This window comes from Streptococcus sp. 2_1_36FAA, from assembly GCF_000161955.2.
Taxonomy (GTDB): Bacteria; Bacillota; Bacilli; order Lactobacillales; family Streptococcaceae; genus Streptococcus; species Streptococcus gordonii.
Genome location: NZ_KI391976.1, coordinates 428,641 through 454,451 on the forward strand (window position 1 = coordinate 428,641; position 25,811 = coordinate 454,451).

At 41.4% G+C, this 25,811-nt stretch carries 30 protein-coding genes and 1 tRNA gene; 5 read left to right on the forward strand and 26 right to left on the reverse strand.

Annotated features, from left to right (window positions below):
- Nucleotides 1-189 precede the first annotated feature (189 nt).
- The 9 genes from rpsG to rsgA form a co-directional block, all read right to left on the reverse strand.
- Nucleotides 190-660, reverse strand: a complete 471-nt coding sequence (gene rpsG / locus HMPREF0847_RS09835) for a 30S ribosomal protein S7 (RefSeq protein WP_008808226.1) — start codon at nt 658-660, stop codon at nt 190-192.
- 19 nt (nt 661-679) lie between these two features.
- Nucleotides 680-1,093, reverse strand: coding sequence for a 30S ribosomal protein S12 (gene rpsL / locus HMPREF0847_RS09840; protein WP_008808225.1), 414 nt, complete (start codon nt 1,091-1,093; stop codon nt 680-682).
- Nucleotides 1,094-1,337: 244 nt separating this feature from the next.
- A complete protein-coding gene (locus tag HMPREF0847_RS09845) occupies nt 1,338-1,877 on the reverse strand; it encodes a hypothetical protein (RefSeq protein WP_008808224.1) in 540 nt (179 codons plus the stop codon).
- Between the two features lie 14 nt (nt 1,878-1,891).
- Nucleotides 1,892-2,707 carry a pur operon repressor gene (gene purR, locus HMPREF0847_RS09850; RefSeq protein ID WP_008808223.1) on the reverse strand — a complete coding sequence of 272 codons (816 nt, stop codon included), beginning with the start codon at nt 2,705-2,707 and terminating at the stop codon, nt 1,892-1,894.
- Between the two features lie 95 nt (nt 2,708-2,802).
- Nucleotides 2,803-3,744 carry a 3'-5' exoribonuclease YhaM family protein gene (locus HMPREF0847_RS09855; protein ID WP_008808222.1) on the reverse strand — a complete coding sequence of 314 codons (942 nt, stop codon included), beginning with the start codon at nt 3,742-3,744 and terminating at the stop codon, nt 2,803-2,805.
- Nucleotides 3,734-4,990, reverse strand: a complete 1,257-nt coding sequence (locus tag HMPREF0847_RS09860; protein WP_008808221.1) for a DNA recombination protein RmuC — start codon at nt 4,988-4,990, stop codon at nt 3,734-3,736. The genes HMPREF0847_RS09855 and HMPREF0847_RS09860 overlap by 11 nt, the downstream gene beginning before the upstream one ends.
- Nucleotide 4,991: 1 nt before the next feature.
- Nucleotides 4,992-5,624, reverse strand: a complete 633-nt coding sequence (locus HMPREF0847_RS09865) for a thiamine diphosphokinase (protein ID WP_008808220.1) — start codon at nt 5,622-5,624, stop codon at nt 4,992-4,994.
- Nucleotides 5,617-6,276, reverse strand: coding sequence for a ribulose-phosphate 3-epimerase (gene rpe, locus HMPREF0847_RS09870; RefSeq protein ID WP_008808219.1), 660 nt, complete (start codon nt 6,274-6,276; stop codon nt 5,617-5,619). The genes HMPREF0847_RS09865 and rpe overlap by 8 nt, the downstream gene beginning before the upstream one ends.
- A gap of 17 nt (nt 6,277-6,293) precedes the next feature.
- Nucleotides 6,294-7,172 carry a ribosome small subunit-dependent GTPase A gene (rsgA, locus tag HMPREF0847_RS09875; RefSeq protein ID WP_008808218.1) on the reverse strand — a complete coding sequence of 293 codons (879 nt, stop codon included), beginning with the start codon at nt 7,170-7,172 and terminating at the stop codon, nt 6,294-6,296.
- 345 nt (nt 7,173-7,517) lie between these two features.
- Between rsgA and HMPREF0847_RS09880 the strand changes: the two genes are divergently transcribed.
- Both HMPREF0847_RS09880 and HMPREF0847_RS09885 read left to right on the forward strand, forming a co-directional pair.
- A complete protein-coding gene (locus tag HMPREF0847_RS09880; protein ID WP_008808217.1) occupies nt 7,518-8,435 on the forward strand; it encodes a CPBP family intramembrane glutamic endopeptidase in 918 nt (305 codons plus the stop codon).
- 176 nt (nt 8,436-8,611) lie between these two features.
- Nucleotides 8,612-8,694 (forward strand) — tRNA-Leu (locus tag HMPREF0847_RS09885).
- 15 nt (nt 8,695-8,709) lie between these two features.
- Here HMPREF0847_RS09885 and HMPREF0847_RS11485 read toward each other — a convergent pair.
- From HMPREF0847_RS11485 to HMPREF0847_RS09920, 7 genes are read right to left on the reverse strand one after another with little or no spacing between them, the layout of a single operon-like run.
- Nucleotides 8,710-9,117, reverse strand: a complete 408-nt coding sequence (locus tag HMPREF0847_RS11485) for a hypothetical protein (protein WP_008808216.1) — start codon at nt 9,115-9,117, stop codon at nt 8,710-8,712.
- A 56-nt stretch (nt 9,118-9,173) separates the two neighbouring features.
- Nucleotides 9,174-10,046 (reverse strand): 16S rRNA (adenine(1518)-N(6)/adenine(1519)-N(6))-dimethyltransferase RsmA, encoded by an 873-nt coding sequence (gene rsmA / locus HMPREF0847_RS09895; protein ID WP_008808215.1) that lies wholly within the window; start codon nt 10,044-10,046, stop codon nt 9,174-9,176.
- Nucleotides 10,043-10,378, reverse strand: coding sequence for a hypothetical protein (locus HMPREF0847_RS09900; protein WP_008808214.1), 336 nt, complete (start codon nt 10,376-10,378; stop codon nt 10,043-10,045). Before HMPREF0847_RS09900 ends, rsmA begins: the two co-directional genes overlap by 4 nt.
- 11 nt (nt 10,379-10,389) lie before the next feature.
- Entirely contained in the window at nt 10,390-11,805 is a 1,416-nt protein-coding gene (locus HMPREF0847_RS09905; protein ID WP_008808213.1) for an SseB family protein, read from the reverse strand.
- Between the two features lie 35 nt (nt 11,806-11,840).
- A complete protein-coding gene (locus tag HMPREF0847_RS09910) occupies nt 11,841-12,695 on the reverse strand; it encodes an SDR family NAD(P)-dependent oxidoreductase (RefSeq protein ID WP_008808212.1) in 855 nt (284 codons plus the stop codon).
- Nucleotides 12,696-12,706: 11 nt separating this feature from the next.
- Nucleotides 12,707-13,276, reverse strand: a complete 570-nt coding sequence (rnmV, locus tag HMPREF0847_RS09915) for a ribonuclease M5 (RefSeq protein ID WP_020992827.1) — start codon at nt 13,274-13,276, stop codon at nt 12,707-12,709.
- Nucleotides 13,269-14,039, reverse strand: a complete 771-nt coding sequence (locus tag HMPREF0847_RS09920; RefSeq protein ID WP_008808210.1) for a TatD family hydrolase — start codon at nt 14,037-14,039, stop codon at nt 13,269-13,271. The genes rnmV and HMPREF0847_RS09920 overlap by 8 nt, the downstream gene beginning before the upstream one ends.
- Nucleotides 14,040-14,289: 250 nt before the next feature.
- On the opposite strand from HMPREF0847_RS09920, the gene HMPREF0847_RS09925 reads away from it, so the two are divergent.
- Genes HMPREF0847_RS09925 through HMPREF0847_RS09935 form a run of 3 tightly spaced genes read left to right on the forward strand, consistent with a single transcriptional unit; the run spans nt 14,290 to nt 16,404 of the window.
- Nucleotides 14,290-14,766 (forward strand): DUF2975 domain-containing protein, encoded by a 477-nt coding sequence (locus HMPREF0847_RS09925; RefSeq protein ID WP_008808209.1) that lies wholly within the window; start codon nt 14,290-14,292, stop codon nt 14,764-14,766.
- Between the two features lie 8 nt (nt 14,767-14,774).
- Complete coding sequence (locus tag HMPREF0847_RS09930) at nt 14,775-14,993, forward strand: helix-turn-helix domain-containing protein (protein WP_008808208.1); 219 nt, start codon at nt 14,775-14,777, stop codon at nt 14,991-14,993.
- A gap of 1 nt (nt 14,994) precedes the next feature.
- Nucleotides 14,995-16,404 carry a DUF4153 domain-containing protein gene (locus HMPREF0847_RS09935; protein ID WP_008808207.1) on the forward strand — a complete coding sequence of 470 codons (1,410 nt, stop codon included), beginning with the start codon at nt 14,995-14,997 and terminating at the stop codon, nt 16,402-16,404.
- A 141-nt stretch (nt 16,405-16,545) separates the two neighbouring features.
- Here HMPREF0847_RS09935 and rpmH read toward each other — a convergent pair whose 3' ends face one another.
- The 10 genes from rpmH to HMPREF0847_RS09985 form a co-directional block, all read right to left on the reverse strand.
- Entirely contained in the window at nt 16,546-16,680 is a 135-nt protein-coding gene (gene rpmH, locus HMPREF0847_RS09940) for a 50S ribosomal protein L34 (protein ID WP_000831902.1), read from the reverse strand.
- Between the two features lie 139 nt (nt 16,681-16,819).
- Nucleotides 16,820-17,452 (reverse strand): hypothetical protein, encoded by a 633-nt coding sequence (locus tag HMPREF0847_RS09945; protein WP_008808206.1) that lies wholly within the window; start codon nt 17,450-17,452, stop codon nt 16,820-16,822.
- 14 nt (nt 17,453-17,466) lie between these two features.
- Entirely contained in the window at nt 17,467-18,465 is a 999-nt protein-coding gene (locus HMPREF0847_RS09950) for a DUF6287 domain-containing protein (protein WP_008808205.1), read from the reverse strand.
- A gap of 126 nt (nt 18,466-18,591) precedes the next feature.
- Complete coding sequence (jag, locus tag HMPREF0847_RS09955; RefSeq protein ID WP_008808204.1) at nt 18,592-19,554, reverse strand: RNA-binding cell elongation regulator Jag/EloR; 963 nt, start codon at nt 19,552-19,554, stop codon at nt 18,592-18,594.
- Nucleotides 19,555-19,569: 15 nt separating this feature from the next.
- A complete protein-coding gene (locus HMPREF0847_RS09960; RefSeq protein WP_008808203.1) occupies nt 19,570-20,385 on the reverse strand; it encodes a YidC/Oxa1 family membrane protein insertase in 816 nt (271 codons plus the stop codon).
- Nucleotides 20,369-20,728, reverse strand: coding sequence for a ribonuclease P protein component (gene rnpA / locus HMPREF0847_RS09965; protein ID WP_008808202.1), 360 nt, complete (start codon nt 20,726-20,728; stop codon nt 20,369-20,371). Before rnpA ends, HMPREF0847_RS09960 begins: the two co-directional genes overlap by 17 nt.
- 147 nt (nt 20,729-20,875) lie before the next feature.
- Nucleotides 20,876-22,261 carry an argininosuccinate lyase gene (gene argH, locus HMPREF0847_RS09970; RefSeq protein ID WP_008808201.1) on the reverse strand — a complete coding sequence of 462 codons (1,386 nt, stop codon included), beginning with the start codon at nt 22,259-22,261 and terminating at the stop codon, nt 20,876-20,878.
- Between the two features lie 14 nt (nt 22,262-22,275).
- Nucleotides 22,276-23,475 carry an argininosuccinate synthase gene (locus HMPREF0847_RS09975; RefSeq protein ID WP_008808200.1) on the reverse strand — a complete coding sequence of 400 codons (1,200 nt, stop codon included), beginning with the start codon at nt 23,473-23,475 and terminating at the stop codon, nt 22,276-22,278.
- A 175-nt stretch (nt 23,476-23,650) separates the two neighbouring features.
- Complete coding sequence (gene gltX, locus HMPREF0847_RS09980; protein WP_008808199.1) at nt 23,651-25,108, reverse strand: glutamate--tRNA ligase; 1,458 nt, start codon at nt 25,106-25,108, stop codon at nt 23,651-23,653.
- Between the two features lie 149 nt (nt 25,109-25,257).
- Nucleotides 25,258-25,752, reverse strand: a complete 495-nt coding sequence (locus tag HMPREF0847_RS09985) for a beta-class carbonic anhydrase (protein ID WP_008808198.1) — start codon at nt 25,750-25,752, stop codon at nt 25,258-25,260.
- Nucleotides 25,753-25,811: the final 59 nt, after the last annotated feature.

Sequence of the window (25,811 nt, forward strand, 5' to 3'; positions counted from 1 at the left end):
GCTTTGTGTTCACTGAACACTGCATCAGTTTCCTATTTTAACTTTGCATCCTTACCGTTCCTAGCATCATGATTTAGTTGAGCTCAAGCTAAAAGTCTGGAGAAAAAGATGAATCTCATTGGTTGCAATCGCAACCTGCTTCGATTCCCTATTTTCTCTGGGACTTTCTTAACGCTTTCGCATCCTATATTACCAACGGAAGTGTGCGAAGGCACGGTTGGCTTCAGCCATACGGTGAGTATCTTCGCGTTTCTTAACAGCTGCACCCGTGTTGTTAGCAGCATCCATGATTTCTTTTGCAAGACGGTCTTGCATTGTGTGTTCACCACGAAGGCGAGCGATTGTTACCAACCAACGAAGTCCCAATGTTGTACGACGTTCAGGACGAACTTCAACCGGTACTTGGTAGTTAGATCCACCAACACGGCGAGCACGTACTTCAAGAACAGGCATGATGTTTTCCATCGCTGTTTCAAATACTTCAAGTGCATCAGTTCCAGTAGCTTCTTTGATTTGCTCGAATGCTCCATATACAATAGAAGCGGCTGTACCACGTTTACCATCAAGCATAACGCGGTTGATAAGACGAGTAACTAATTTTGAATTGTAAAGCGGATCTGGCAATACTTCGCGCTTAGGCGCACGGTTTTTACGACTCATTTCTCTTTATCCCCTTTCCTTATGCTTTTGGTTTTTTAGTACCGTATTTAGAACGGCCTTGTTTACGATCAGTAACACCTGCTGTATCAAGTGCACCACGAACGATGTGGTAACGTACCCCTGGAAGGTCTTTTACACGTCCACCACGAAGAAGCACAACACTGTGCTCTTGCAAGTTGTGTCCGATACCTGGGATATAAGCAGTTACTTCGATCAAGTTACTCAAACGTACACGAGCAAATTTACGAAGGGCAGAGTTAGGTTTTTTAGGCGTCATAGTTCCGACACGAGTCGCTACACCACGTTTTTGAGGTGCACTTTCGTTAGTTGGAACACGTTTCAAACTATTGTAACCAACGTTCAATGCTGGTGATTTAGATTTTTCTACTTTTGATTTACGCGGTTTGCGAACCAATTGGTTAATTGTAGGCATCTACATTCTCCTGTATTTTTTTAATTTTGGTGATGGTACACTTGGTGACAGCTACCATCTGTGTGTACTTTTGCAACATTTGTCAGCACGTCTCTGTACACTTTTGAGAGACCAAAAGTAAAAAGTACCGTCTATCATTATAACACGGGCCAGTTGGCGAGTCAATAGATTTCTTCATTTTTTGCTCTTTTTACTTTGTGAATCTTGAACTAATACAAATAAGAGAAGCTCTTAGGAACTTCTCTTATTGTGTAGTTGTGTTAGCAGAAGGGGCTTCTTCAGTTTGTGTTTGAGTATCAACAGTTGAAGGTGCTGCTGGAGTTTGGATTGTAGGCGCTTGATAGACCGGTTGCTGTTGAATTTGTGGTTGCGCAGCATTTGCAGCTCGGTTTGCAGCTATGGTATCTTTAACTGCCTGAATCCTATCCTGCAACCTAGCTTTAGCATCTAGATCCTTCACCTTGTCAACTGCTGCCTGCGCAAGTGACACATTTTCTTCGGTCTGCTCAGCTTCTAATTCCTTCACAAGAGTTTCTGCATTAGCAAGACTTTGTGTATCTGAATTTTTCGTTTTATCCTGATTAGAAGAAGTCTTTTCATTAGATGAATCAACTTTGGAACTAGACGTACGGCTGTATGAAGCAACTGTTGAGGACTGGTGACTTGTTTTGTAGTTTGGCTTTATAAAAAACAAGCCAGTAATCAAAATCACTATTAATAGCAATAAAACTCCTATACGAACCCAAATTGGAATTCGGTCAAATTTCTCAAATATACTTCTCATAATACTTTTCCTGCTTATTTATCAAAAATATTTCCGACTTCAACATCGATTTTATTTTCTTTTACATCGATATTGGTCACTTTCAATAAAGATTTATAAGACAGATGTTCTCTCTTTTCCTGGGCGTTATCCGCAAAAACAGCTACACCTGCTAACTCCGATTCGAATTCAGCAAGCAAGCTAATCATCCCATTGATTGTACCGCCTCCCTTAAGGAAGTCGTCCACTATCAAAACTCGGCTACCTGCTTTCAAGCTACGCTTTGATAAAAACATCTTTTCGATCCGATCGCTAGAACCAGAAACATAGTTAACGCTAACAGTTGAACCTTCTGTAATTTTTAAATCACGACGGACAATCACAAAAGGAACATTCAATGTATTGGCCACGGCATTAGCAAGAGGAACTCCCTTAGTAGCTACTGTCATGACAGCATCGATTTTTTGATCGCGAAAAGCTTTGGCGATAATCCGCCCAATACTATTTAAAATAGATGGAGTGCTCAAGAGATCAGATAGGTAGATATAGCCACCTGGTAAAATGCGGTTACTTTCTGACAATTGGTCTCGTAGTCCTTCAACAATTTTTCTAGACTCTCTATCAGAAATAGAAGGGGTAAAGATGACTCCTCCTCCCGCACCAGTAATTGTTTCAATAGATCCAATCTCGATCTCTTCAAAAGCGCGTTTGATGATGACAATATCTTCTGAAATAGAGGATTTAGCTGATTCATACTTTTCAGCAAAAGTATTCAGACTAGTTAGTTCATAAGGGTGGTTTAAAAGATAGTTTGAAATTACTACCATCCGGTCACTTCTTCTTAGTTTCATATTTTCACCGTTCTTGTTATTTTTCTTCATTATAACATACTCTATCAAAAAAACGAACATTATTTCAAATATAATGCTCATTTTTCGTTTTTTCTTTAGTCTAAATTGGGTTTATAGAAGGAACGATTGTCCATAGCAAAAATACGACTGGTCATTTCTCCTTCTCCAACCTTAGCCAAGGCACCTGTCATCATCATCATTTCTGCATCTAAGTTGTCAATCATATGAAGAATCTCCGCCTCCATAATCCTTGGACGAACTGGACTTCCATATTCAAGCAAGCCATGGTGACTCAATATGACATGACGCAAGACAATCACATCTTCCTTACTGTCGTCAATCTTCAATTCTAGAAGAACTTTTGTAATTTCTTCGTCAATTAAAGCAATGTGGCCAATTAAGTTGCCACGAACTGTGTACTCGGTGTCATCAGGACCACTTAGTTCGATTACTTTTGCTAAATCGTGCAACATAATTCCAGCAAAGAGCAGACTCTTGTTGAGCTGAGGGTAGATATCTCCAATCGCATCAGCCAAGCGAACCATAGTTGCCGTGTGAAAGGCTAAGCCAGATTCAAAAGCGTGATGATTGGTCTTGGCCGCAGGATAAGAATAGAATTCCTTGTCATACTTGCTATATAAAGCTCGGACAACACGTTGCCAAACCGGATTTTCAATCTTGAAAATCATCTGAGCCAAATAATCTCGCAAATCCTTCGGATCCACTGGAGGTTTTTCTTTAAAGTCAGCTGGATCGTTAGGCTCACCTGCTCTAGGAAGGCGTAGAACTAACTGATTAACCTGAGGAGTATTATTGTAAACTTCTCGGCGACCTTGCATATGAACAACTTTTCCAGCTGTATATTCAGCTACGTTATGGGGCTGGGCATCCCAGAGTTTCCCTTCGATCTCTCCACTATCATCTTGAAAAGTAAAGGCGATATAATCCTTCCCTGCCCTCGTCTGTCGAACTTCAGCTGATTTAATCAAGTAAAACCCTTCAAAAAATTCATCTTTTTTCATTTGGTTAATTTTCATGATCTTCCCTTTCTTCTGGCACATCAAGCAGGTCTATATGCAAATCCTCATCTGACAATTCAATCTGGCGTAAGGTTCTCTCAATGGCATTTGTTCTGCGTGTCAGCAAATCATCAATATTCCCCGAAGCGTGCTGCAAATGCTTCTGCGCCTTAACCAAAATACCTGCGAATTTATTAAATTCTAGTTTGACGCTTCCCAAAACCTTGCTGATGTCATCCGCACTCTTTTGAATGTTCAGAGTTTTGAATCCAACGGATAGTGAGTTGAGTAGGGCTGATAAAGTCGATGGTCCAGCAACTACAATCTGCTCTTCTCTACGAAGGTTGTCAAAAAATTCTGGATTGCGAACAACTTCTGAATAGAGACCCTCTGTCGGTAAAAACATAATCCCAAAGTTGGTTGTAGCAGGAGGTGCTAAATACTTGCTGCGAATGTCTTTTGCAAAGCGTTTAACACTATTTAGCAGTGCCTTGCGATAGAGTTCAATCTCTTCTTTATTACCAGATTCATAAGCGTCTTCCAAGCGATAGTAATCAGCCAAAGGAAATTTCGAATCAATCGGTAGATAAACATAGTCTTGATCAGTTTGCCCAGGCAACTTGACTGCATACTCAACTCTTTCGCTAGAGCCTGAAACAGTAGCAAACTCCCGCTCGTACTGACTTGGAGTCAAGATATCTTCGATAATCTGACCCAGCTGTAACTCGCCCATAATACCACGAGTTTTAGTATTTGAAAGGACCTTATTAAGGGTTCCAACATCGCGCGCAATATGCTGCATTTCACCTAGACCGCGGTTGACTGATTCCAATTGCTTAGAAACGGACTCAAAAGAGGTCTGAAGGCGAGTCTGAAGAGTCTTTTCCAATTTTTCTTCTACTGTCTGTCTCATTTGCTCTAGACGTAATTCATTAGACTCTTGAATCTGTTTCATGCGTTCATCTGTCTTATCGCGATTCTTTGTCAAATTATCACTGATTTCTGCCCGTAAATCTGTCAAATCCCGATGCAAACTTGTGTGTAGAGAACTAAAACGATCTCCCAAGCCTATCTCTAGATTTTTTTGTTGTAGCAAGGAAGCTTGTTTTTCCTGCTCCAAACGATAATCAAGCTGATCTGATAAATGGTCCGCCTGCGCTTCCAAGATTTCTTGAACATCCTTCTTTTGCTGTGTTTGGCTCTGCCAAAGCAAGAAAGTCAAAAGAAGATTGGCTACCAGCAAAATGATGATAAGTATCTCCATCTTAATTCCTATCTTTACTATACATAATCACCACATACCCAGAATCAAAAGACAGGGAAATGGGTCTACCTATAAATTCGTTAGAAGCATAGACTTTTTTAAAGAAAAAGTTTTTTTCATTTAAAGGATACTTGGCTCCTTCAATGGTCAAGGCAATATCCTGTGTTGACATAAAGGCAACATAGGCCATTCCTTCTACAGAATCGATTAAATGTTTGCCTGCTGGTCGATAGGTAAGTAGGTTTTGTTCATCTTGCAAAGCAAGCCGCTCCATATAAGGAGCAATCTTTGGATTGCTGGGAAGAAAAACATTGGCTAGAGTATGATCCATACGGCCTCCAAAAGCAGCAAAAATAGTAACATTTGCGTCTGGATAGCGCTCAAAAGTAGCTGCGACAGCCAACTCAAGATCTGTATCATCTTTTTCTGGCTGGGCACGTAGGACCTCTTTAGCTTGTTTTTGAATGAGCTCAAATTCCTGCTGGGATACAGAATCGAAATCTCCCACCGCCAAATCTGGGGTAATCCCCTGCTCTATCAAGTAGAGGCTACCTCTATCCACACCGATCCATACATCAGCATCTGATGGTAATTCTTCTAATTGACCTCCAGCAACTAAGACAATCTTAGTCATGTAAGGCTTCCTTCAAGGTTTGAACTTGATGGTCGACATCGCCTTTAAAGACATAGCTACCTGCTACAAAGACATTAGCACCAGCTTCTTTTGCTAGCTTAATGGTTTGATTGTCAATACCACCATCAACCTCGATATCAAATTGTAGTTGTTCTTGTTCCCGAAGACTAGCTAACTCACTAACTTTAACCAAGGTCTCAGGTAGAAAGGCTTGTCCGCCAAAGCCAGGGTTCACAGTCATCACTAAGACCTGGTCTACCAAGCCTAAGACGTGCTTAATCGCTTGAACCGGAGTACCTGGATTGATTACGACACCTGCTTTTACTCCTGCGGCACGAATTTGTTGGAGGGCACCGTGGATATGAGGAGTTGCTTCGACATGGATTGTGATAATATCTGCTCCAGCACGAACGAAATCCTCGATATGCTTCTCAGGATTTGTAACCATCAGATGACAGTCAAACACCAATTTGCTATGTGGACGCATGCTAGCTACAACACCCGCTCCAAAGGTGATATTAGGAACAAAGTGGCCGTCCATTACGTCAATATGAGCATAGTCAGCTCCAGCCGCTTCTAGTCTTTTCAATTCACTTTCAAAATTAGCGTAATCAGCACTCAAGATAGATGGTGAAATTTTAAATTGTGTCATAGTTTTTCTCCTGTTTCCTATTTAGGTATTTTCTTAGCTGTTTTTTTATAGGTTTCTCTTCGATTTTCAATCTCACTGAGAAATTGCAGATAGTTGTCAAAGCGAAAAGTTGCTATCCGACTACTTTCGACCGCTGGCTTGACTGCACAATTTGGTTCATGGGTATGGGTACAAGTACGAAACTTACAGAATTTGCTAAACTCAGCAATCTCAGGAAAAGCTTGATTGAGATCTTCAGCCGTACTCACCTCGTAATCCAATGAAGAAAATCCTGGCGTATCGGCAATCTTCCCACCGTTCAGATTGTAAAAGCTGACAGCCCGTGTCGTATGACGGCCTCGGCCTAGACTTTCAGAAATCTCTCCTGTTTCGAGCCGCAGATCTGGGGCAATCTTATTGAGAAGAGTTGATTTCCCAACTCCTGTTTGTCCCATAAAAACAGTTATTTTATCCGCTAGAAGAGGCAACAATTCCTCAACGTTTTGGACCACATCGTAGCCAATTGTTCGATAGACTTGTAAGAACTCATCTAGCTCATTTTCGCGTTCCAGCAAATCCAGTTTACTAATATAGAGAATCGGATGAATCCCTTTATGTTCCAAGAGAACCAAGAATCGATCCAGGAGGTTTGGATTAAAATCTGGCTCCTTCGCACTCATGATAACAACTGCCTGGTCAATATTCACAATCGGAGGACGCACAAGACTGTTTTTGCGCTCTGCTATTTTTAAAATATAACCTTCTGAGTCCTTTTCTGCTGAAAATTCAACCTTGTCGCCAACGTAGGGTGTCTGTCCTTTTTTTCGAAAATTTCCTCTAGCTCTGGTTTGATAAATTTGCCCAGCCGACTCTACATAATAGAAACCAGCCAAGGCTTTAATGATTTTACCTTGCAAGATTACTCCTTAAAAGTTAGTACACCCATTATAACAAAAAATGTTTGATTTAGCTTACATGTTTACTAAGAAAGCCACAAATTCTTTAGTTGTAAGATTTTCTAGATAAACAAGGACAGAATGTTGTAAACGTTTTCTGAAAGTTTTATAATAAAGAGGTAAATAACAAACATCTATATGCCTCGTGTGAGGAATGGGACAAGTACAATTAGAAGGGAAGGTGACAATCACAAGGCACTTGTCCATCTGGTTACTACTGGAATTCCAGTGAAGCAGAAACTTCTTCATCAAGAAGCAAGTCTCTAACTTCTTTAATGGTTCATGCTAGCTATAAGGAGGTTATTTATGAGCCTTTCATTTCTCTCAAAGAGCAACCCGCTCATTTCCAATGTCAAAAAAGGGAAGTTTTTGACTCCTTGGTTTTTAGCTCCCTTCATCCTTTATTATATTACCCAATATATGTCTCCGATTAGTAGGGCTTCAACTAACTTTTTCTTAGACAAGCAAAATTGGATTCCTGACTGGTGGAATATTTTGGACCTTTGGTCCTTCCTCTACACCATTATCGCCTTCTTCCTTTGGGTCAAATTCATTGAAAAACGACCAATACGAACCATGGGATTCTCTAGAGGAAATGGCCTTCCCGAATTCGCTAAAGGTGTGTTGGTGGGTGCCATCATGATTACGACCGTCTTAATCGTCTTCTTCATTACAGGAGATGCTAAGTTTGACCGGATCCAATTTAGTCTGCCTTTTCTCGTTTCTTGGATATTAGTTCTCATTGGCTATATATTCCAAACAGCTGCAGAAGAGATTTACATTCGCGGATGGTTGATTCCCATTATTTGCTATCATAAAAACACCTACTTAGCCATTTTGATTGCTTCTACCATGTTCTCTTATTTCCATTTGGATAACAATGGTGCTTCTTGGCTCTCAACTGTCCACCTATTCGTTTTTGGCCTTTTCACAGCCGTTTACGCTCTGAAGCGCGGAAATATCTGGGGACCTTGTGGCTTCCACTTCGCTTGGAACTTCATCATGGGTAACGTTTATGGTTTCCATGTCAGTGGATTTGACAGCGAGTCTTCCTTGATGTACTTTACAACTTCCAATCGTACACTTATCACAGGTGGACAATTCGGACCTGAGGGAGGAGTTCCTGGCTTGGTTGTCTTCATTTTAGCTCTCTTATGGGCTATCTTCATCTTGAAAGATACATCCAAAGAACAAGAAACCCTCTATCCGCAAATTGTAGAATAAATAATAAAAAAATAGCAAGCGAGGGTAGAGAAAGATTCTTCAACTTTTATTTGCGATTCATCATAACTAGAGGCTGGAATAAGAATTTCCAGCCTCATTTGCTTCTATGGATGGCACTGTCTAATCTGGCTATTTTTTCTTGGATTTTTTAAAAAATATGTTATAATAGAGAACAAGCGGAGGTGGTGGAACGGCAGACACGCATGCTTCAGGCGCATGTGCCCGTACGGGTGTGAGGGTTCAAATCCCTTCCTCCGCATCAAAAGCAATCCTATCAATCATGATAGGATTTTTTCTTATTATGGAGAAGAAGGCTACTGCTTAGAAAAGCTAGGAAGGTCAGGCCCCCAGTTAAATATTTCTCTAACGGACTCGTACTGATAAAGAAATTGAAAACCGTAGCCAAAAATAGAAACACAGTTCCAACTAAAATAACTTTCTTCAAAACTGAAGACCTCAAGCCACTTTTCAACCAACCACCAAAAGCTAGATAACTAAAACTAAAGAAAGCCCACAATGAGAACAGCAAGAAGTTAACCGGCCGCAACCATAAAGGAAACACTACAAAAGCACCACCAAAGACCAAACGTCCCAGAGGCAGGCCTAGCATCAGCAAAAAATGGAGTAATGACTGCGAAAACCAGAGTAGTCCAGAAAACAAAGATAGATATTTCACTTTCATGTATACCTCATTAATAAAATAGAAGACCTGCTACCAGAGAGCAGATCTTCTTTTTTTTACAATCCTTCGGACTTTAATGCGTCACTCAAGCGGGCAAAAGCTGCCAAGTCTAGCGCTTCTCCTCGAACATTGGCCGCAAGATCGGCTTTTTCTAAAGCTCTTTCAAGCTTGGTCTTGACTTCTTCAGACTTACCGAAATAGCTAGTCAGGTTATTCCAGAGAGTCTTCCTCCGGTGAACAAAACTGGCCTTGGTGACCTTGAAAAAGAATTTCTCGTCCTGGACCTCAACTGCTGGTCGCTCTCTTCGCACCATCTTAAGAATTGCCGAATCCACATTTGGAGCAGGCACAAAGACTGTCCGCGGTACGATAAAGGCTACCTTGGCCGTCATGTAATACTGGACCGCAATCGACAAACTGCCGTAGGCCTTGGTATTAGGCTGAGCCGAAATCCGATCTGCTACTTCTTTTTGCATCATAACGACAAACTCACTAAAAGGAATTCCGCTCTCAATCAAGTGCATGAGAATCGGCGTCGTGATGTAGTAGGGCAGATTTGCCACTACCTTGATAGGCAGGTCTGGATTCTTAAACTCTGCTATGTACTGAGCCAAATCAACCTTAAGAATATCCTGATTGACCACTGTCACATTGTCAAAATCGCGCAAAGTATCCGCTAAAATCGGCACCAACCGATCATCTATCTCAAAGGCCATGACTTCCGCAGCATTTTCTGCCAAAAATTCTGTCAAAGCCCCAATCCCAGGACCAATCTCGATAACATTGACATTTTTGTCAATCTCAGCCGTATCCACAATCTTCTGGAGGATGTTGGTATCAGTCAGGAAATTCTGACCGAAAGATTTTTTAAAGGTGAAACCGTGACGCTCCAGAATGGCACGGGTCACACTATGGTCTGCAATTCTCATCTATTCTCTTTTCTTTTTAAATAATTTTCAGGTGTAGAATGGTAAATTAGCTCAAATCGGCTATCACCATTTGCCTCTTCAATCATTGTTTTTAACAAGGCATCTGATTGAAGCGTCTCTTTTGTTTTTGTAAAGTAGGCCCCCTGCTCCCCATTGATATTGCGAAGCCCCCATACAACATCACTTCCTTGAACAAGAGGGAGATAACTATCTTCTTCAAGAAAAGCAAAGAAAGCTCCTACCGTCATTTCTTCAGACACTTCATATTCTGTCTTATGTGGAACAGTGTCATCTCCTGCACTAACAGAGACTCTGTCAACTATAATCTTCATATTTACCTCTTCTACTGCTTTGGAGCATCATTTAACTCGGCACTTAGTTTTTCCATTTCTTTGAAAGAATCTTGACTTATGTAACATCCCGCTTTTAGATACTCTGTTCCATTGACAATATAGTCAAACATAGCAATCATATTCCCTGCCGGCTCGATCATACCGTTCCACTCTTCATCAAAAACCATCCGCAGACGTTTCCAGTCTGTAAAGAGAGAGATAGCTTGTCGGCCGTCTTTCCCTTCTCGAACTGGTAAATCTAGACTAGCCCCTCTTTCTAACATTACTTCCTTGGCTTCATCGCTCGCTTCAGGGAAGTTCTCTCCTCTTCGCACCGGAATGAGGAATTTAGCCTTAGGCACTGCCTTTGATAGGAAGCCATAATAAAGCCTGTCTACCAGCTGTTTGTCTTCAGTGTCAGGCTTGCCTAGCTGTCCAAGTAAAAGTAACCATCTCACTACATCAGGATTCATGACAGGTACCTGGATCTCAGGTAGATTTGAAAAATCAGGTTTTTCTACCAAGCTTTGAGCCTTGATGCACACATCATCTGAATTCATGATAATTCCTAGCGCACCATTAAGGTAAAAAGCGGAACCCAAGAAGTTTTTAATAGCTTCCTTGTCCTCTGTATTTTCAATCCGTCTCACTTCGGTATTCGGCTGACTGTCAAACGTTTCTTTGTAATGATGATACCAACGAGAAGTCGAGAGGTGAATCAAGGGATCAGTACACAGGTAGCCATCATCTCCTCGGTCATATGTCTTTGAAAACATATAAGGCTCTCCTGTTAATTGCGAATAAATCACATAGACCTCATCTGCTTCAAGTAGCTTGTCTCTGACAACTTCCTCAAGATGGGCAATTTTAGCCAGATTTTTTTGATATTCTTCTTCGCTTCCATTTTGTCGATTCTCTCTACAATCCCATAAGAACAAACGCAAAATTTCTACACTATCTTCTAAACTAGCTCTCAGATAGTCTTCATTGCTCATATCTCCATTCTGCATTTCCACAAAAGATGTATAGAGGGCATCTGTATAACTAGATAAAAGCTGGCGCTCATCTATATTGGACGTATAGAGAACACTCCCCTTTTTAAGTCGACCTGCGATTTCAGATGCAGCTACAACAATATGGGCAAGGGGCTCGTCTGTCAAGAAGTTAGAATCTTCTTTTCCATTGCTTAATTTTTCAACCGTCAGCTCGCCAAAAGACTCAAAGCTTTCGCCAGGATTGCATACTTGCAGACGGTCGCCTAACTTTAAGCTCCCTTTCAATCGGCCCAAGATCAACAGCTGATCGGACTTCCCAAGTGAAAAGAAGTCAAACACTCCCAAGCAAGCACTTGTCTCACTGGTCTCTTCTTCAACTTCTGTTGCAGATTCTATTTTTTCTTTTTTCTTCCCAAAATTAAACCAAGCCAAAGCTATTTCTCCTTATGGACTTTATTTTTAATTCTTTATTCGTTATCCTTTACGCAGGTCATTTGCGCTAGCAAGGTGTAAAGTTTTTTCTGCTCTTCTTTCTCATAAGCAGATGGGTTTGCTTTTACTTCCCTGCATTTCTCATCATACAAAAAACCGTCATATCCATCTTCTGTAGATAAGGACGTATAGACTTTCGCCATTTCTTCAGGACTAATCGAAAATTTTGACTTAATTTTATACAGATTTTTCATAAAACCGCTGAGGTGATCATAGCGGTGCATATCTACTTTGACATTGGTCACACGGATTGCCTGTACCTTGATGTCTTTCCAATGTTTCCGCATATAAAGCGACAGCATCAACAGGGCCAGCTTATTCTGATAATAGGTCTTAGCAGGACTGTAATGTTTTCGACCAGATAAATTTCCAAAATCAAGCTTCATGAAAGGATAAAGTACCAGCCCTTGGGAAGAAATATTAATAATTCGGCCACTTTCTGACTTTTCTAACAAGCCCTTCAACAAGGTAGAAAGTAAAAAGGGAGCAACCACGTTGGTCGCAAATTGTTTTTCCAATCCGTCTTTGGTAAGAATTGGCTTTTTGATTGATAAGTCAAAATCAGCCGCATTGTTAATTAAAACATCTAAAGTCTCTTCTTTTTGGATATACTGTTCCACTGCTTTCCTGACGCTCTTCATCTCAGATAAATCAACCAAGATATAATCTACATGCGAATTTCCTGTTTGTTGACGGATTTTCTCACAGGCTTGCTCAGCAGCTGCTTTTCGACGGCAAAATAGGGTCACTGACCACCCCTTTTCAGCCAACTGTTTTGCAGCCTGATAGCCAATACCACTATTGCCGCCCGTAATAATTACTTTTTTCATTCCTTACTCCGTTATACTGAATATTTACGCATAGCTTCTTCCACTTCCGCCAAGGTCACCCCAAACAACTCCAAGCGTTTGAGGAACTGCTTTCCGTTAGAATAGCCAATACGAAGCTCTTCCCCCAGATACTCTCGGCGCTGACGGCTGTCACTTCCCATAAGCAGACCTAATCGCACAAGATCGCTTTTGGTGATGTCAAAATTATCTTCATCATCGAAATATCCGACCAGCCCCGCTAACGCCTGCTGTAAATCCTCAAATGAAGCGTGTTCTACTCCGAGCGACCGACCTTTGTTCTTAGACTTGGGAGTTGCCTCATCTCGTCGGAGAAAGGCATGCTGAGCAGTTGGCACAGCATCCATAATTATTCGACGAATGCGCTCACCATTGTAGTCTGGATCGGTAAAGACGATAACGCCACGTAGCTGGTGCAGTTTCTCTATCCGCTCAAGATCTTCTTCATTGATCGCAGATCCTCTCGTCTCGTAAGTGTCAACTTGGTAAAATCGTTGCAGATTGGCTGTGTCATCCTTGCCCTCAACGACAATCACCTGAGGGATTTTTATCTTCTCAGTCAAGCCCAAACACCTTCTTTGCATTATCATAGGTCGCCTGCGCTACTTCTTCGACAGTCAGCCCACGCAGCTCCGCAATTTTCTCTACCACATAGCGGGTATAGGCTGTTTTGTTTTCTCGACCACGTTTGGGAACCGGCGCCAGATAAGGTGCATCCGTCTCAACGAGGATTTTGTCCAAAGGCAGGTTCTGCGCAGCCTCCTGAATATCTGTCGCTTTTTTAAAGGTGACGACTCCAGAAAAGGAAATCATCATTCCTAGCTCGATAAAGCGCTCTGCCATTTCCAAAGAACCTGAATAAGAGTGCATGATACCACCTCTAGGTCCGACACCTTCACTCTTGATAATCTCATAGGTGTCATCCAATGCGTCACGTGTGTGAACGACAAAGGGCAGGTTCAGCTCTTTGGAGAGCTGGATTTGGCGTCGAAAAACCCGCTCCTGAACATCCTTAGGCGCAGTCATCCAGTGATAGTCCAGACCAATCTCGCCCAGAGCTACAACCTTGGGGTGACGAAGCTTATCCAGCAGATAGGCTTCTACCGCCTCATCATAAGTCCCCGCCTCAGTCGGATGCCAGCCAATCGTAGCATAAAGCTGATCATAGCTGTCCGCCAACTCCAAAGCGCGCTCAATGGTCGGTCGGTCAAAACCGACAATATTGTGTGCAACAACACTCATTTCTTTGGCTAATTGAAGCTCCTCTGCCTCTCGACCAGCAAATTCTTCCACATTTAAATGCGTGTGTGTGTCAAAAATCTTCATGGTTTACTTCCTTGTATTTCCTGTCCTTTATTATACCAAAAATGACCTAAAAAATCAGAAGTCTCTTCAAAGCAGAAAAATAAGATAGCTGCCATTCAACAGCCATCCGAATCTGTCTTTAAAACTTTTAAACTTGCAGTTTCTGATCTTTAATCGATAACTTTTTGTTATTTTTCGATAGAATCTTATTGATTATCGATAATTTTTGTGTTATAGTTACTAAGAACTAAAATATTTGTCGGAGGATATTATGACTACCAAAACAAAAAAGACTGCTGAAGATTGGAGCATCAATCTCACAAAAATCAGTATTAGCCTTTTATTTATTGCTTCTACTATCTTAATCTTCCTAGGTCCTTGGATTGTAAATCTTATTATCGTATTTCCTTCCCCTCTCGTTCAAGGCGAGGCCCGATTCTGGATTTTGCTCTTGCTAGGTTATGCCTTAGGAGGACTGGCTTTGACCTGTATTGTTCATCTTTATCGACTCCTTCATTATATCGGACAGGACCAAGTTTTTATTCAACAAAATGTTCAATATCTCCGATATTTGGGCTGGGAGGTTGGAATTGTTGCTCTTATTTCACTGTTCATGGGACTGACAGTCTATCTACCTATGCTCTTAGTGACCGTTTCTTGCAGTATTTTAACTTTAATTATCCGTGTCATTCGCAATGCTTTTGGCAAAGCTATTGAACTGCAAGATCAAGTAGACTACACAATTTAGGAGGGCATATGATTCAGATAAATTTAGACCTTGTCATGGCACAAAAACGTATCAGTGCCGGTCGCTTGGCTGAGCTGATTGATTTAACACCAGCCAATCTATCCATTTTGAAAAATAATCGAGCCAAAGCAGTTCGCTTTTCAACTCTCAATGCACTTTGCCGAGAATTGGAATGCCAACCCGGCGATATATTAGAATATATTCCAGATGAAGAAGAGGAGGCATAAAATGGAAAGAACTTTACAAGAACAGATAGAAGAGCAAGACTATCAGCTTGACGATCTAGATGATCTAGAAGAACAGACGATCTTCAGCTCTTTAGATGACGCCCAAATAAAAATCTTTAAAATTGGGACTATTGTTTTCTACCTGGTAGCTTATTTTTACACTGCTATCCTGGTACAGCTTAAAACTATTTACTCTCTCCCAGTCACAGTCGGTCTTTTACTTTCGACTGAGTTTCTAATCAAGAAATTACATACAACCTCTATCCCATTAAAAGAAGGCGCAAAAAAATTAGAGACGAGAGTTTTTTTCACTCTAACCATTGCTCAAGCCACGGCTTTAAGTATTTGGGGGGCACATCAGCAACTAGATTTTTTCCAATTTTTAGCTATACACCTCTCTTTTGCCTTCTATGTCCTGTCCCGTACAGGTTGGCTCAGTCAGGGGCGCTTAGGGATTATGGTTTGGTTTGATATGGTTCAAGCTTTCTACACTCTGCCCTTTAAAAATTTCATGGCTTCTTGCATCGTCTTTCTTCACGAGGAGGAAAGCTCTGAAAAGACAAATGACAGCTATTCAAAGAACTTCCAACATTTTGTTATCCTAATAGGCAGCCTCTTGGCTTCAGGAGTTCTGGTTTACTTTGTTTGGACTCAGCTAAGTCAGGTCTCAGGTAATTTTGCAAATCTCTTCCTACAATTATCCGATTTTAGTCAGACCTTCTTTGACTCACTTTTTTCCAAGATTGATATAGCTACTATACTAGCACAGCTATTTCTTGCTATTCCAGTCAGTCTCTACTTATATGGACTCATTGTGGGTAGCTTGCTCAGCGAAAGAACGTCTACTTTTAACTACCAAGTCTTCCAAGAAAAAGTTCAGCCACTAAGGGCTATTCCAAACTTTGCAGCATATATTGTCATTGGAAGCTTACTTGTAACCTATATCCTTTTTTTCACAACCGGTCTAAGCGAGCTAGGAAATCTTTTGAGCGCTGGAACTGTTACAGAAGCCATTTCTCCTCAAAGTGCATCTTCCATTGCAGTCACTGGGTTCTGGCAACTAGTTAGAGTTTCTCTTCTTAATTTTGCTGTTTTAGGAGCTTTTTATCTCATCTCTAAAAAACCGCTCTGGGATCAGATAGGTACACGGGTAGCAACCACTCTGCTCTTTATATTTGCCACCTTGCTGACCTTACTTGCAGGATGGAAATTATTTGGCGTCTATATTTACCTTTATGGACCAACCCCTCTACGATTACTTTCCGGCTGGTTTGTCCTTGTCTTATTGGTGTGGTGCTTGCTCATCTTGATTCGACTGTATAAACCTATCCAAGCTATTCGCATCGGTATCCTTTATGCTATGATTAGTTTCACCATACTTTGCTATCTATATCCTTTTTTACTGAAGTGATAAGCTAGTTTATATATCAAAGACCAGAACGATTTCATCTTAGATCTGGTCTTATTTTTATTTATAAACTCTTTATCAGCATAATAGAAAAAACCAGTGGTCTCGAGTTTCCACTGATTTTTCTTGTTATAATCGTTTTGATTAAGCAGCCAAAACTTTGCGTCCTTTACGACGACGAGCTGCAAGTACGCGACGACCGTTTTTAGTAGACATACGATTACGGAAACCGTGTTTACGCGCGCGACGGATTTTACTTGGTTGATAAGTACGTTTCACGATGAATACCTCCTCTTAGATTCTTGTATTCGTTTAGCCGGCTAGTTGTGATCAGTTACTAAACATACTTTACTATTCTATATGATTCTAAGCCTTTTGTCAATAGTTCCAGAAAATAAGTTTCCTTTTGAGAACGTAATCATAGAGGCCTTGTTGCTTCATAAAATGGAATCAGGGCAGTCATTGCTTCTTGTAAATTAGACAAGACTTCTTCTCTAGAATTAGCCCCAGATAGATTAACATCGTATTTGGCTAAAACCTTGCGAACCTGACCTTCTTGGACCTGTTTCATAAGTAACCTGCGATTATCTTCTATGCCTTCAAAGCGCTGACTCACACCATCTATCTGAGCAAAATAATAAACTGGTCTATCAATAGGTACTTGCAAGATCCGATTTTGCTTAGAGAGACTATAGTCGTCTTTCTTACGCTCCATAAAGCTAACTTCGAGCGATACACCAAAATCATCTGCACTTCCATACAAACGCAGAGCGAACATGGGTTCCGTTATCTCCCCATACCCTCTCACATAATTCCAAAAGTGAGGGCGCAGTATCTGAGCCTGATTCATCCACTGGCTGGCTCGCTCCAAGCTTAAATTCGGATAAAGGGCCTGAAAATCTTTGACTAGATCTATGAACTCTTTACGAGCCGCTTGGCCCTTAGCTCTCAGATCCAGCATGACCTCACGAAGGTCTCCTGCTTTTTCTGGAGCAATATACTTAGTACCTTGATAAGGAAGATAAGCTTTTATAGCTGGGAAAAGTGACATAACATTTCCTTTCTTTACTCTCTATAATAGAAAACCTCAGGGTTATTAACAACAACACTCTGTGTTATAAGAATTCGATCTTGTTTTTTATCAGAAGCATCTGCTATCGTTTGATTATCCGCAGTCACAGACATATCAACACCTGCTGGAATGAACAAGATGGCTGCACCCGGACCTCCAGAGGATACTCCACCTTGTAAATAAGAATCAATCATTCTAAAATTATTTCCCAATTTTAGGTCGTTATTAACCAAGCCATTTTTATCAAATACTAATTCACTCCCCTTCCCATTTCTCCATCTGCCTTCAATACTAGAATAATCTCCTTTTTGGATGGCTTCCAAATCCAATTGAGACGAACGACTTTGTTCTTTCTGATTTCCAACACTTGTCGTTGCTTGATAGTTTTCTATGTCTTTCCACTTTAACGAAGATAGATCAAGCTCTTTTTTAGATCCTGTCCCAAATACTGTATGTTGCCCGCTTTCAGAATTTGGATCCACACCTGCAATTTGAAAATCTGCTTCTTTTAGCACATCTACACCACTATTATCAGATCTCAGTTGATAAAGATAACCCTTAGCATCAGGGCTTAGAGAATGCCATTGGGCATAAAAGACTGTTCCATCAGTATAAATAGTTGTGACCTCTCTGCTTCCGCCTGCCGAAGCAACTCTAGATTGTGCTAAATAAGTAGAAACACCTTGCTTCAAGTAATAGATTGCTGCCAAATAATATTGACCTTTGAAATGGTGCCCAGTTAGCAATTCTTTAGTGCCGTTTCCATCAATATCATAAAATGCGTATAAATTTGCTCGCCCCTCTGATGTATCATTTTTTAGACTATCCAAAGTACTTGCATATGCTTTTTCATCTTGCTCAATAGAATTCGAAGAAGTCTGAGATGGCTTTGATGGTTTTGGAGTACTTGAAGGAGATGAATGATCTCCCTTCGGACTACATGCACATAAAAAAATTGCGCCTGAAAGTAATAAAACAAGTATTTTTTTCATATTCTTTCCCTCTTTGATTTTCTACATTCAAACTTATTATCTATAAAAGAAAGGAGACGGAGACAATGGCGTCTCAGTCTCACTTTGTTGTATAAAAAATTCTGACATAGTTAATAATTGAAGCTTTTACTCACTATCAATATCAACTACGACGTAACGGTTTGGCTCGTCGCCTTCTGAATAGCTAGTAACGCCATCCATTTTAGAAATGATTCGGTGGATAATTTTGCGTTCGTTGTTAGACATTGGATCTGTCGGCTGGCTACGGCGCTCTTCCAAAGCTTTGTTAGCCAATTTTTGAGCGTAACTTTGCAAGACTTCAGCCCGATGTTCCACATAGTCATTGACATTAATAGAGATATAAAAACTCTTTTCATAACGAATATAGAGATAGTTCTGAGCCAATAGTTGCAGAGCTTTGAGAACCTTTCCGTGGTATCCAATCACACGGCCAGGTTCATTGGTGTCAATCTGCATATTGACCGTACGACGGTTGTAACTAGATGATAAACTTGCTTCAACGTCCATTTCATTGATGATTTCTTGGACATAGGCTGTCACATCTGAGACAACTTCTTCAATGTCATAGTTTTCTTCAACTTCGATACCTAAATCTGAAAACTCTTGATTAGCTGGTTGGCTCTTTTCTTCTGATTCACCTTGTCTTACTTGGTTTTTAATAAGGTCAATTGTTCCAGTTTCCTCTAAAATAGTATTGGCTTGTTTATCATGTTTGAGGATTTCTGCCTTAACTTCGTCTGAAACTTTCTCACCTTCGCCTTCAACCTTCTTGATTGCAGCGACAACCCGACCCAAGTCAACTGTTTCTTCACTAACACTTTTGACCGGTTCATTTTTAGCATTAACTTCCTCTGGAACACCTTTTACAGCTTTTTGATTAGCCTTGACCATTGTTGTTTCGCTGATTGGCTCCACATCAACTTGGGCAGGTTTTTTACCAAATAAACCTAGAAAACCTTTTTTCTCACGTGAAATAACAGTAATATGTGCTTTCATACGAGGAATATCTAACTCACGCAATCCTTCTTGAATTGCTTCTTCTACACTTGCTCCTGTAAATACAACCATTTGCAAGAGACCTCCTTATTTTTTCTTTTTCTGTGCTTTTCGGAAGGCACGTTTTTTCTTTTCTTCTTGTTCACGCGCAGCATTAAGCTTAGCTTCGCGCTCTGCGATCATTTTGAACGGATTGCTCAAAACTAAAGTTTGTCCCACTTGGTAGGCATTTGACACTGTCCAGTAGAGGGCTACCCCACTGGAAAAACTCAGGGCAAACCAGAAAATCAAGAGTGGCATGAGATAGGTCATAACTGTCATCGCTCCATTTTTCTCTGCCAAGCCCTTGTTATTGAGCCAACTACTCAAGAAAGTAAAGAGAGCTGCAAGTACTGGGAGAATAAAGTAGGGATCTTTCTCTGCCAAATTAAGCCAGAGGAAATGACCTGTTTTCATAAATTCAACTCGGGTAAGAGCTTGGAAAAGGGCCAAAAGTACAGGCATTTGAATAAAGAGCGGTATGAAAGATGCAAGCGGATTGACACCTAATTCCTTGTAGAGTTTCTGTGTCTCTGTCGCTAATAAATTTCTGCTCTCCATATCTTTGCCTGGATATTTTGCCTGCAAGGCTTTGATATGTGGCTGAGCTTCCTGCATCTTGCGCGATGAATTCATCTGGATTTGGAAGACTGGCAAAAGAACTGTTCGAATAACAATGGTAAAGAGGATTATTCCAATTCCCAAACTACTATTAAAGGATAAGAAACGAATCGTTTCCGCAAAGAAAAAAACAAATTTCTCCCATAAATCAGTTGATTGTGATGTTACTTCGCTCGTTCCGCAAGCGGTCAATACAAGCGAGGACAAAAGCAGGAGACCTGCTAACTTACTCTTCTTTTTCACTGAGAATCCCTTCCTGATAGATTTTAGCTAGTTTCAGCACATGTAGCAAATTCCGCTCAATTTCTTTGTAATTCAACTCTTCCACTCCCTTACGAGCAATGATGACAAAGTCAACCGGTTGCAGCTCTTGTCTATGCTCTATCAAGACATGGCGAATCTTCCTCTTAATCCCATTTCTGACAACTGCATTCCCAAGTTTTTTACTGACAGAAAGCCCCACTCGAAAGTGTTTTTGATCTTTATCCAATTTATAGATGACAAATCGTTTATTAGCCACACTTTGTTTATCATTAAAAATCGCATTGAAATCTTTTTCACTCTTGACGCGATAGCTTTTTTTCAAAATTTAACTCCATCTACCAAAATTATATCTATTATACCATATTTTTCCAAAAAGCCAATGCCAGCAACCTTTAGCGCTATTTCTACCTTCATTTATAGCTTTTTATAAAGCAAAAACATCGCTCTTTTTCACGATGTTTTCTAAATGTTATTTGTTGTTCAAATCTTTTTTAGCTCTTTCCAACTCCTGACGGATCTGTTCGAATCCAGTTCCGCCGAGTGAATTTCGCTTTTGCACAGCCGTCTGCGACTCAAGCGCTTGATAAATGTCTTCTTCAATCAGTGACGACACTTCCTGATAGCGACTCAGCGGAATATCCTGTAGATAATAGCCTGCCTTGCTGCATTCCAGCACCAACTTCCCGACAATCTCATGGGCTTCTCGGAAAGGCAATCCTTTTTTAGCCATATAGTCAGCCAATTCTGTCGCATTGGAGAAATCCCGCTGAGTTGAAACCAGCATTTTTTCTTTGTTTACTGTCATACTAGACAGCATACCCGCCATAATATCCAGCGATTTTTGGATGGTATCCACTGTATCGAACATGCCTTCCTTGTCTTCCTGCAGGTCCTTATTATAGGCCAAGGGCAGGGATTTCATAACCGTCAGAAGGCTGAAGAGATGACCATAAACCCGTCCGCTCTTGCCCCGAATCAGCTCCGCCATGTCCGGATTTTTCTTTTGCGGCATAATGGAAGATCCCGTACTAAAGGTGTCTGATAGACTGACAAAGCCGTATTCATAGCTACACCAGTTAATCAGCTCCTCGCAGAGACGAGACAGATGCATAATGAGAATGCTGCTGTTAGATAAAAATTCCAAGATAAAGTCTCGATCACTGACCGCATCCAAGGAATTGTGGTAAATGCCTTTGAAGCCCAACAATTCAGCTGTCAACTCCCGGTCAATCGGAAACGTTGTCCCCGCCAGAGCCGCTGCTCCTAAAGGAGACAAATCCGTATGCTCCAGATTAAAGGCAAAGCGCTGACTATCCCGGCTGAACATCTGATAATAGGCCAGCAGATGATGAGCAAAGCTAATCGGCTGAGCATGCTGCAGATGGGTATAGCCTGGCATGATGGTCTCTACATGCTCCTCAGCCAAGTCCAATAGAACCTGACGCAGATTTAAGAGTTTATCCGCAATCTGACCGAGCTGATCCTTGAGATAAAGGTGCATATCTGTCGCCACCTGATCATTACGAGAGCGAGCCGTATGAAGCTTACCAGCTACTGGCCCAATCTCCTCGGTCAGAAGAGCCTCCATATTCATATGAATATCTTCATTACGCACATCAAACTCAAGCTCTCCAGCCTCATAACGTGCCAACAGCTTTTCTAGGCCTGCCTGAATAGCAGCTGCTTCCTCTGAAGCAACGATTCCTGTCTGCCCCAGCATTTTGACATGGGCTAGGCTGCCCTCTAGATCATAAGGAGCCAGACGATAGTCAAATCCAATGCTGGCACCAAATTCTTCTACCCAGCCTTCCAGAGAGGCTTCAAAACGTCCGCCCCACAGTTTATGATTCGCCATAGGAAAGCCCCTTTCTATTTATCTTTGTGAGCCTGAACCTCTGCGTGAACCTTAGACGGAAGACCCCATAGCTTGATAAAGCCAATCGCGGCATCCTGGTCAAAGGTATCTGCACTGGTATAGGTAGCCAGATTTTCGTCGTAGAGAGAATTGTCAGACTTACGAGCTACAACTGTCACAGATCCCTTATAAAGCTTCACTTTAGCTGTTCCATTGACCACTTGCTGAGTGGACTTAAGGTAGGCAATCAAAGCTTCTGTCGCCGGATTAAACCAGAGACCATTGTAGATGAGATTGGACAGCTCATTTTCGATAATCGGTTTGAAATGAGCCAGTTCTCTAACTAGAGTCAGATCCTCGATTTCCTTGTGAGCAGCCAAGAGAGTCACTGCACCAGGGCATTCATAGATTTCCCGAGACTTAATCCCCACCAGACGATTTTCCACATGGTCAATCCGTCCGACACCGTGTTGTCCTGCCAAGTCATTCAGCTCAAGGATCAAATCCGCAAGCTTTATCTTTTTGCCATCTAATGCAACCGGCACACCCGCTTCAAAGTCAATATTTACATAGGCTGGGCTGTCTGGCGCTGCCTCTGGCGCAACCGTCAAATCATAGGCGTCTTCCGGTGCTTCATTCCATGGGTTTTCCAAGACACCACACTCATTGGCCCGTCCCCAAAGGTTTTGGTCGACTGAGTAAGGACTGTCCAAATCTGCAGGAATTGGCACACCATTAGCTTTAGCATAATTGATTTCTTCTTCCCGAGACCATTTCCACTCACGAACCGGAGCAATCACCTTGAGCTTGGGATCCAAGGAGGCGATGGACACTTCAAAACGGACCTGATCATTTCCTTTTCCAGTACAGCCATGGGCAATAGTCGTCGCCCCTGTCTTGTGGGCAATTTCAACTAATTTCTTGGAAATCAGAGGTCGGCTCAGAGCGGACACCAGAGGATATTTTTGTTCATAGAAGGTGTGTCCTTGCAGAGCAACCAGGACGTAGTCTTCCGCGAACTCATCTTTAACATCAATGACGTGAGATTCAATAGCGCCAACTTTCAGCGCCTTATCATGAATGAAATCCAAATCATTTCCCTCACCCACGTCCATGCAGACTGCGATCACATCATAATCCTTGTTCAGCCAAGTAATAGCCACCGATGTGTCCAAACCTCCTGAATAGGCCAAAATAACTTTCTCTTTAACCATGCGATTACTCCTACCCTTCTATATTTTGTATTTTTAAACATTCTACGGTATGAAAATGCAAATGTCAAGAGAAAGTCGATATTTATTAAAATAAAAATGTTTTATCAATTTTTATTCAAATACAATATATTATATACTGGATTAAAATAAAAACCAGCCCGAAAGCTGGTTCATCTTATTGAATTTGATTTAGCATGTTCTCGATATGCTGGATAGATTTCTCACGACCTAATAGGTAAATCGTATCTGGAAGTTCTGGTCCATGCATTTCACCTGAAACGGCAATACGAATCGGCATGAAGAGGTTTTTCCCTTTGATACCTGTTTCTTTTTGGACTGCTTTGATTTGAGGGAAGATGTTTTCTGTCACAAATTCTTCATCTGTCATAGCTTCTAGCTTCGCTTTGAAGGCTTCTAAAACTACTGGAACTGTTTCTCCTGCCATAACTTCGCGCTCAGCCTCTGTCAACTCTGGGAAATCTGAGAAGAAAAGATCTGTCAGAGGTACAATTTCATCAACTGACTTCATCTGTGGTTTGTAAAGCTCTACTAATTTTTCAGCCTTATCTGTCAAACGCCCTGCTGCTTCCAAGTATGGTTTCGCCAGAGCAAAGATTCTTTCGAAATCTGCATTTTTGATGTATTCATTGCTCATCCAGTCTAGTTTCTTCTGGTCGAAGGCTGCTGGAGACTTGCTGAGGCGGTTCTCATCGAAGAGTTTAATGAGCTCTTCGCGAGAGAAAATCTCATCTTCACCACCAGGATTCCAACCTAGCAGTGCAATAAAGTTAAAGACTGCTTCTGGCAGATACCCCTTCTTACGATAATCCTCGATAAATTGAAGAGTGTTGGTATCACGTTTAGATAGCTTTTTACCCGTTTCGCTATTGATAATCAAGGTCATATGGCCGAACTCTGGGGCTTCCCAACCAAGCGCTTCATAAACCATGAGCTGTTTTGGAGTGTTAGCAATGTGGTCGTCTCCACGGATAACGTGAGAGATTTGCATATCGTGGTCATCAATAACAACAGCAAAGTTGTAAGTTGGGTATCCGTCTTTCTTTTGAATAACCCAGTCACCACCGATATTGCCGCCTTCGAACTCAATGTCGCCTTTGACTATGTCGTGCCATTTGTAGATACCTGACTCATTAACCGCCAGACGGACAGTTGGTACAATACCTGCTGCTTCACGTTCAGCAATATAAGCCGCTTTTTCTTCTTCACTCATACCAAGATATTCGTTGATGTAGCGAGGTGTTTCTCCTGCTGCTTCCTGTCGTTCGCGCTCGGCTGCCAATTCTTCTTCTGTGACATAAGATTTGTAGGCCTTTCCTTCAGCTAGCAATTGGTCAATGTATTTTTGGTAGAGTTCCAAACGCTCAGACTGACGGTAGTTTTCATGTGTTTCTGGGCTTTCATCCCAATCCATGCCTAGCCAACGCAAATTTTCAAGCTGTGAACGTTCCCCATCTTCTACATGGCGCTTGCGGTCAGTATCCTCGATACGGATAATGAAGGTCCCGCCATGATGACGAGCATAGAGGTAATTAAAGAGCGCAGTCCGCGCATTTCCGATGTGTAAAAGTCCAGTCGGACTTGGTGCATAACGCACCCGAATAGCTTTTGCCAAAGCAGATCTCCTTTATATCATTCTTTTTATCATCGAGGACCAAAGGGCCTCTTTTCAATCGTTTCTATTATAGCACAAGTAAGAAAAAAAGATTACCCGCAAGCAATCTTTTTTTCATTCCCAAACTAATTGGAAACTAGAACATTTATTTATAGAACTTCATGGATTCGCCCGGTATCCACATCATAGACGCCACCGGAAATTTCTACATCATCAGGAATCAAGGGAGACTTTCGAAGTAATTCCATGTCCTCCCGTACACTTTCTTCCACATCTGTGAAGGGCAGAAAATCTTGCCCCTTAACATCCACACCTAGCACATTTTCAAGGTGACAGGCAAATTCTGGATTGGTAAAGGTCTGAGCTCCACAGTCGGTATGGTGCAAAACCACTACTTCTCTGGTCCCCATCTGTTGCTGAGAAATCACTAAGGATCGAATCATATCCTCCGTTACACGCCCACCAGCGTTCCGCAAAATATGGGCATCTCCAAGGGCCAAACCTAAGGCCGGAGCCACATGAAGTCGGGAATCCATGCAGGTTACAATAGCAACCTTTGTTTTTGGTTTTATTGGTAAATGAGCTGTTCCATGCAAGTCGACATACGCTCTGTTGGCCTTCATAAAATTTTTAAAGTAAGACATATTCACCTCTGCTTCATCTCTGGAAAATTTATTTGATTGTCAAATAAATTAATCTTATC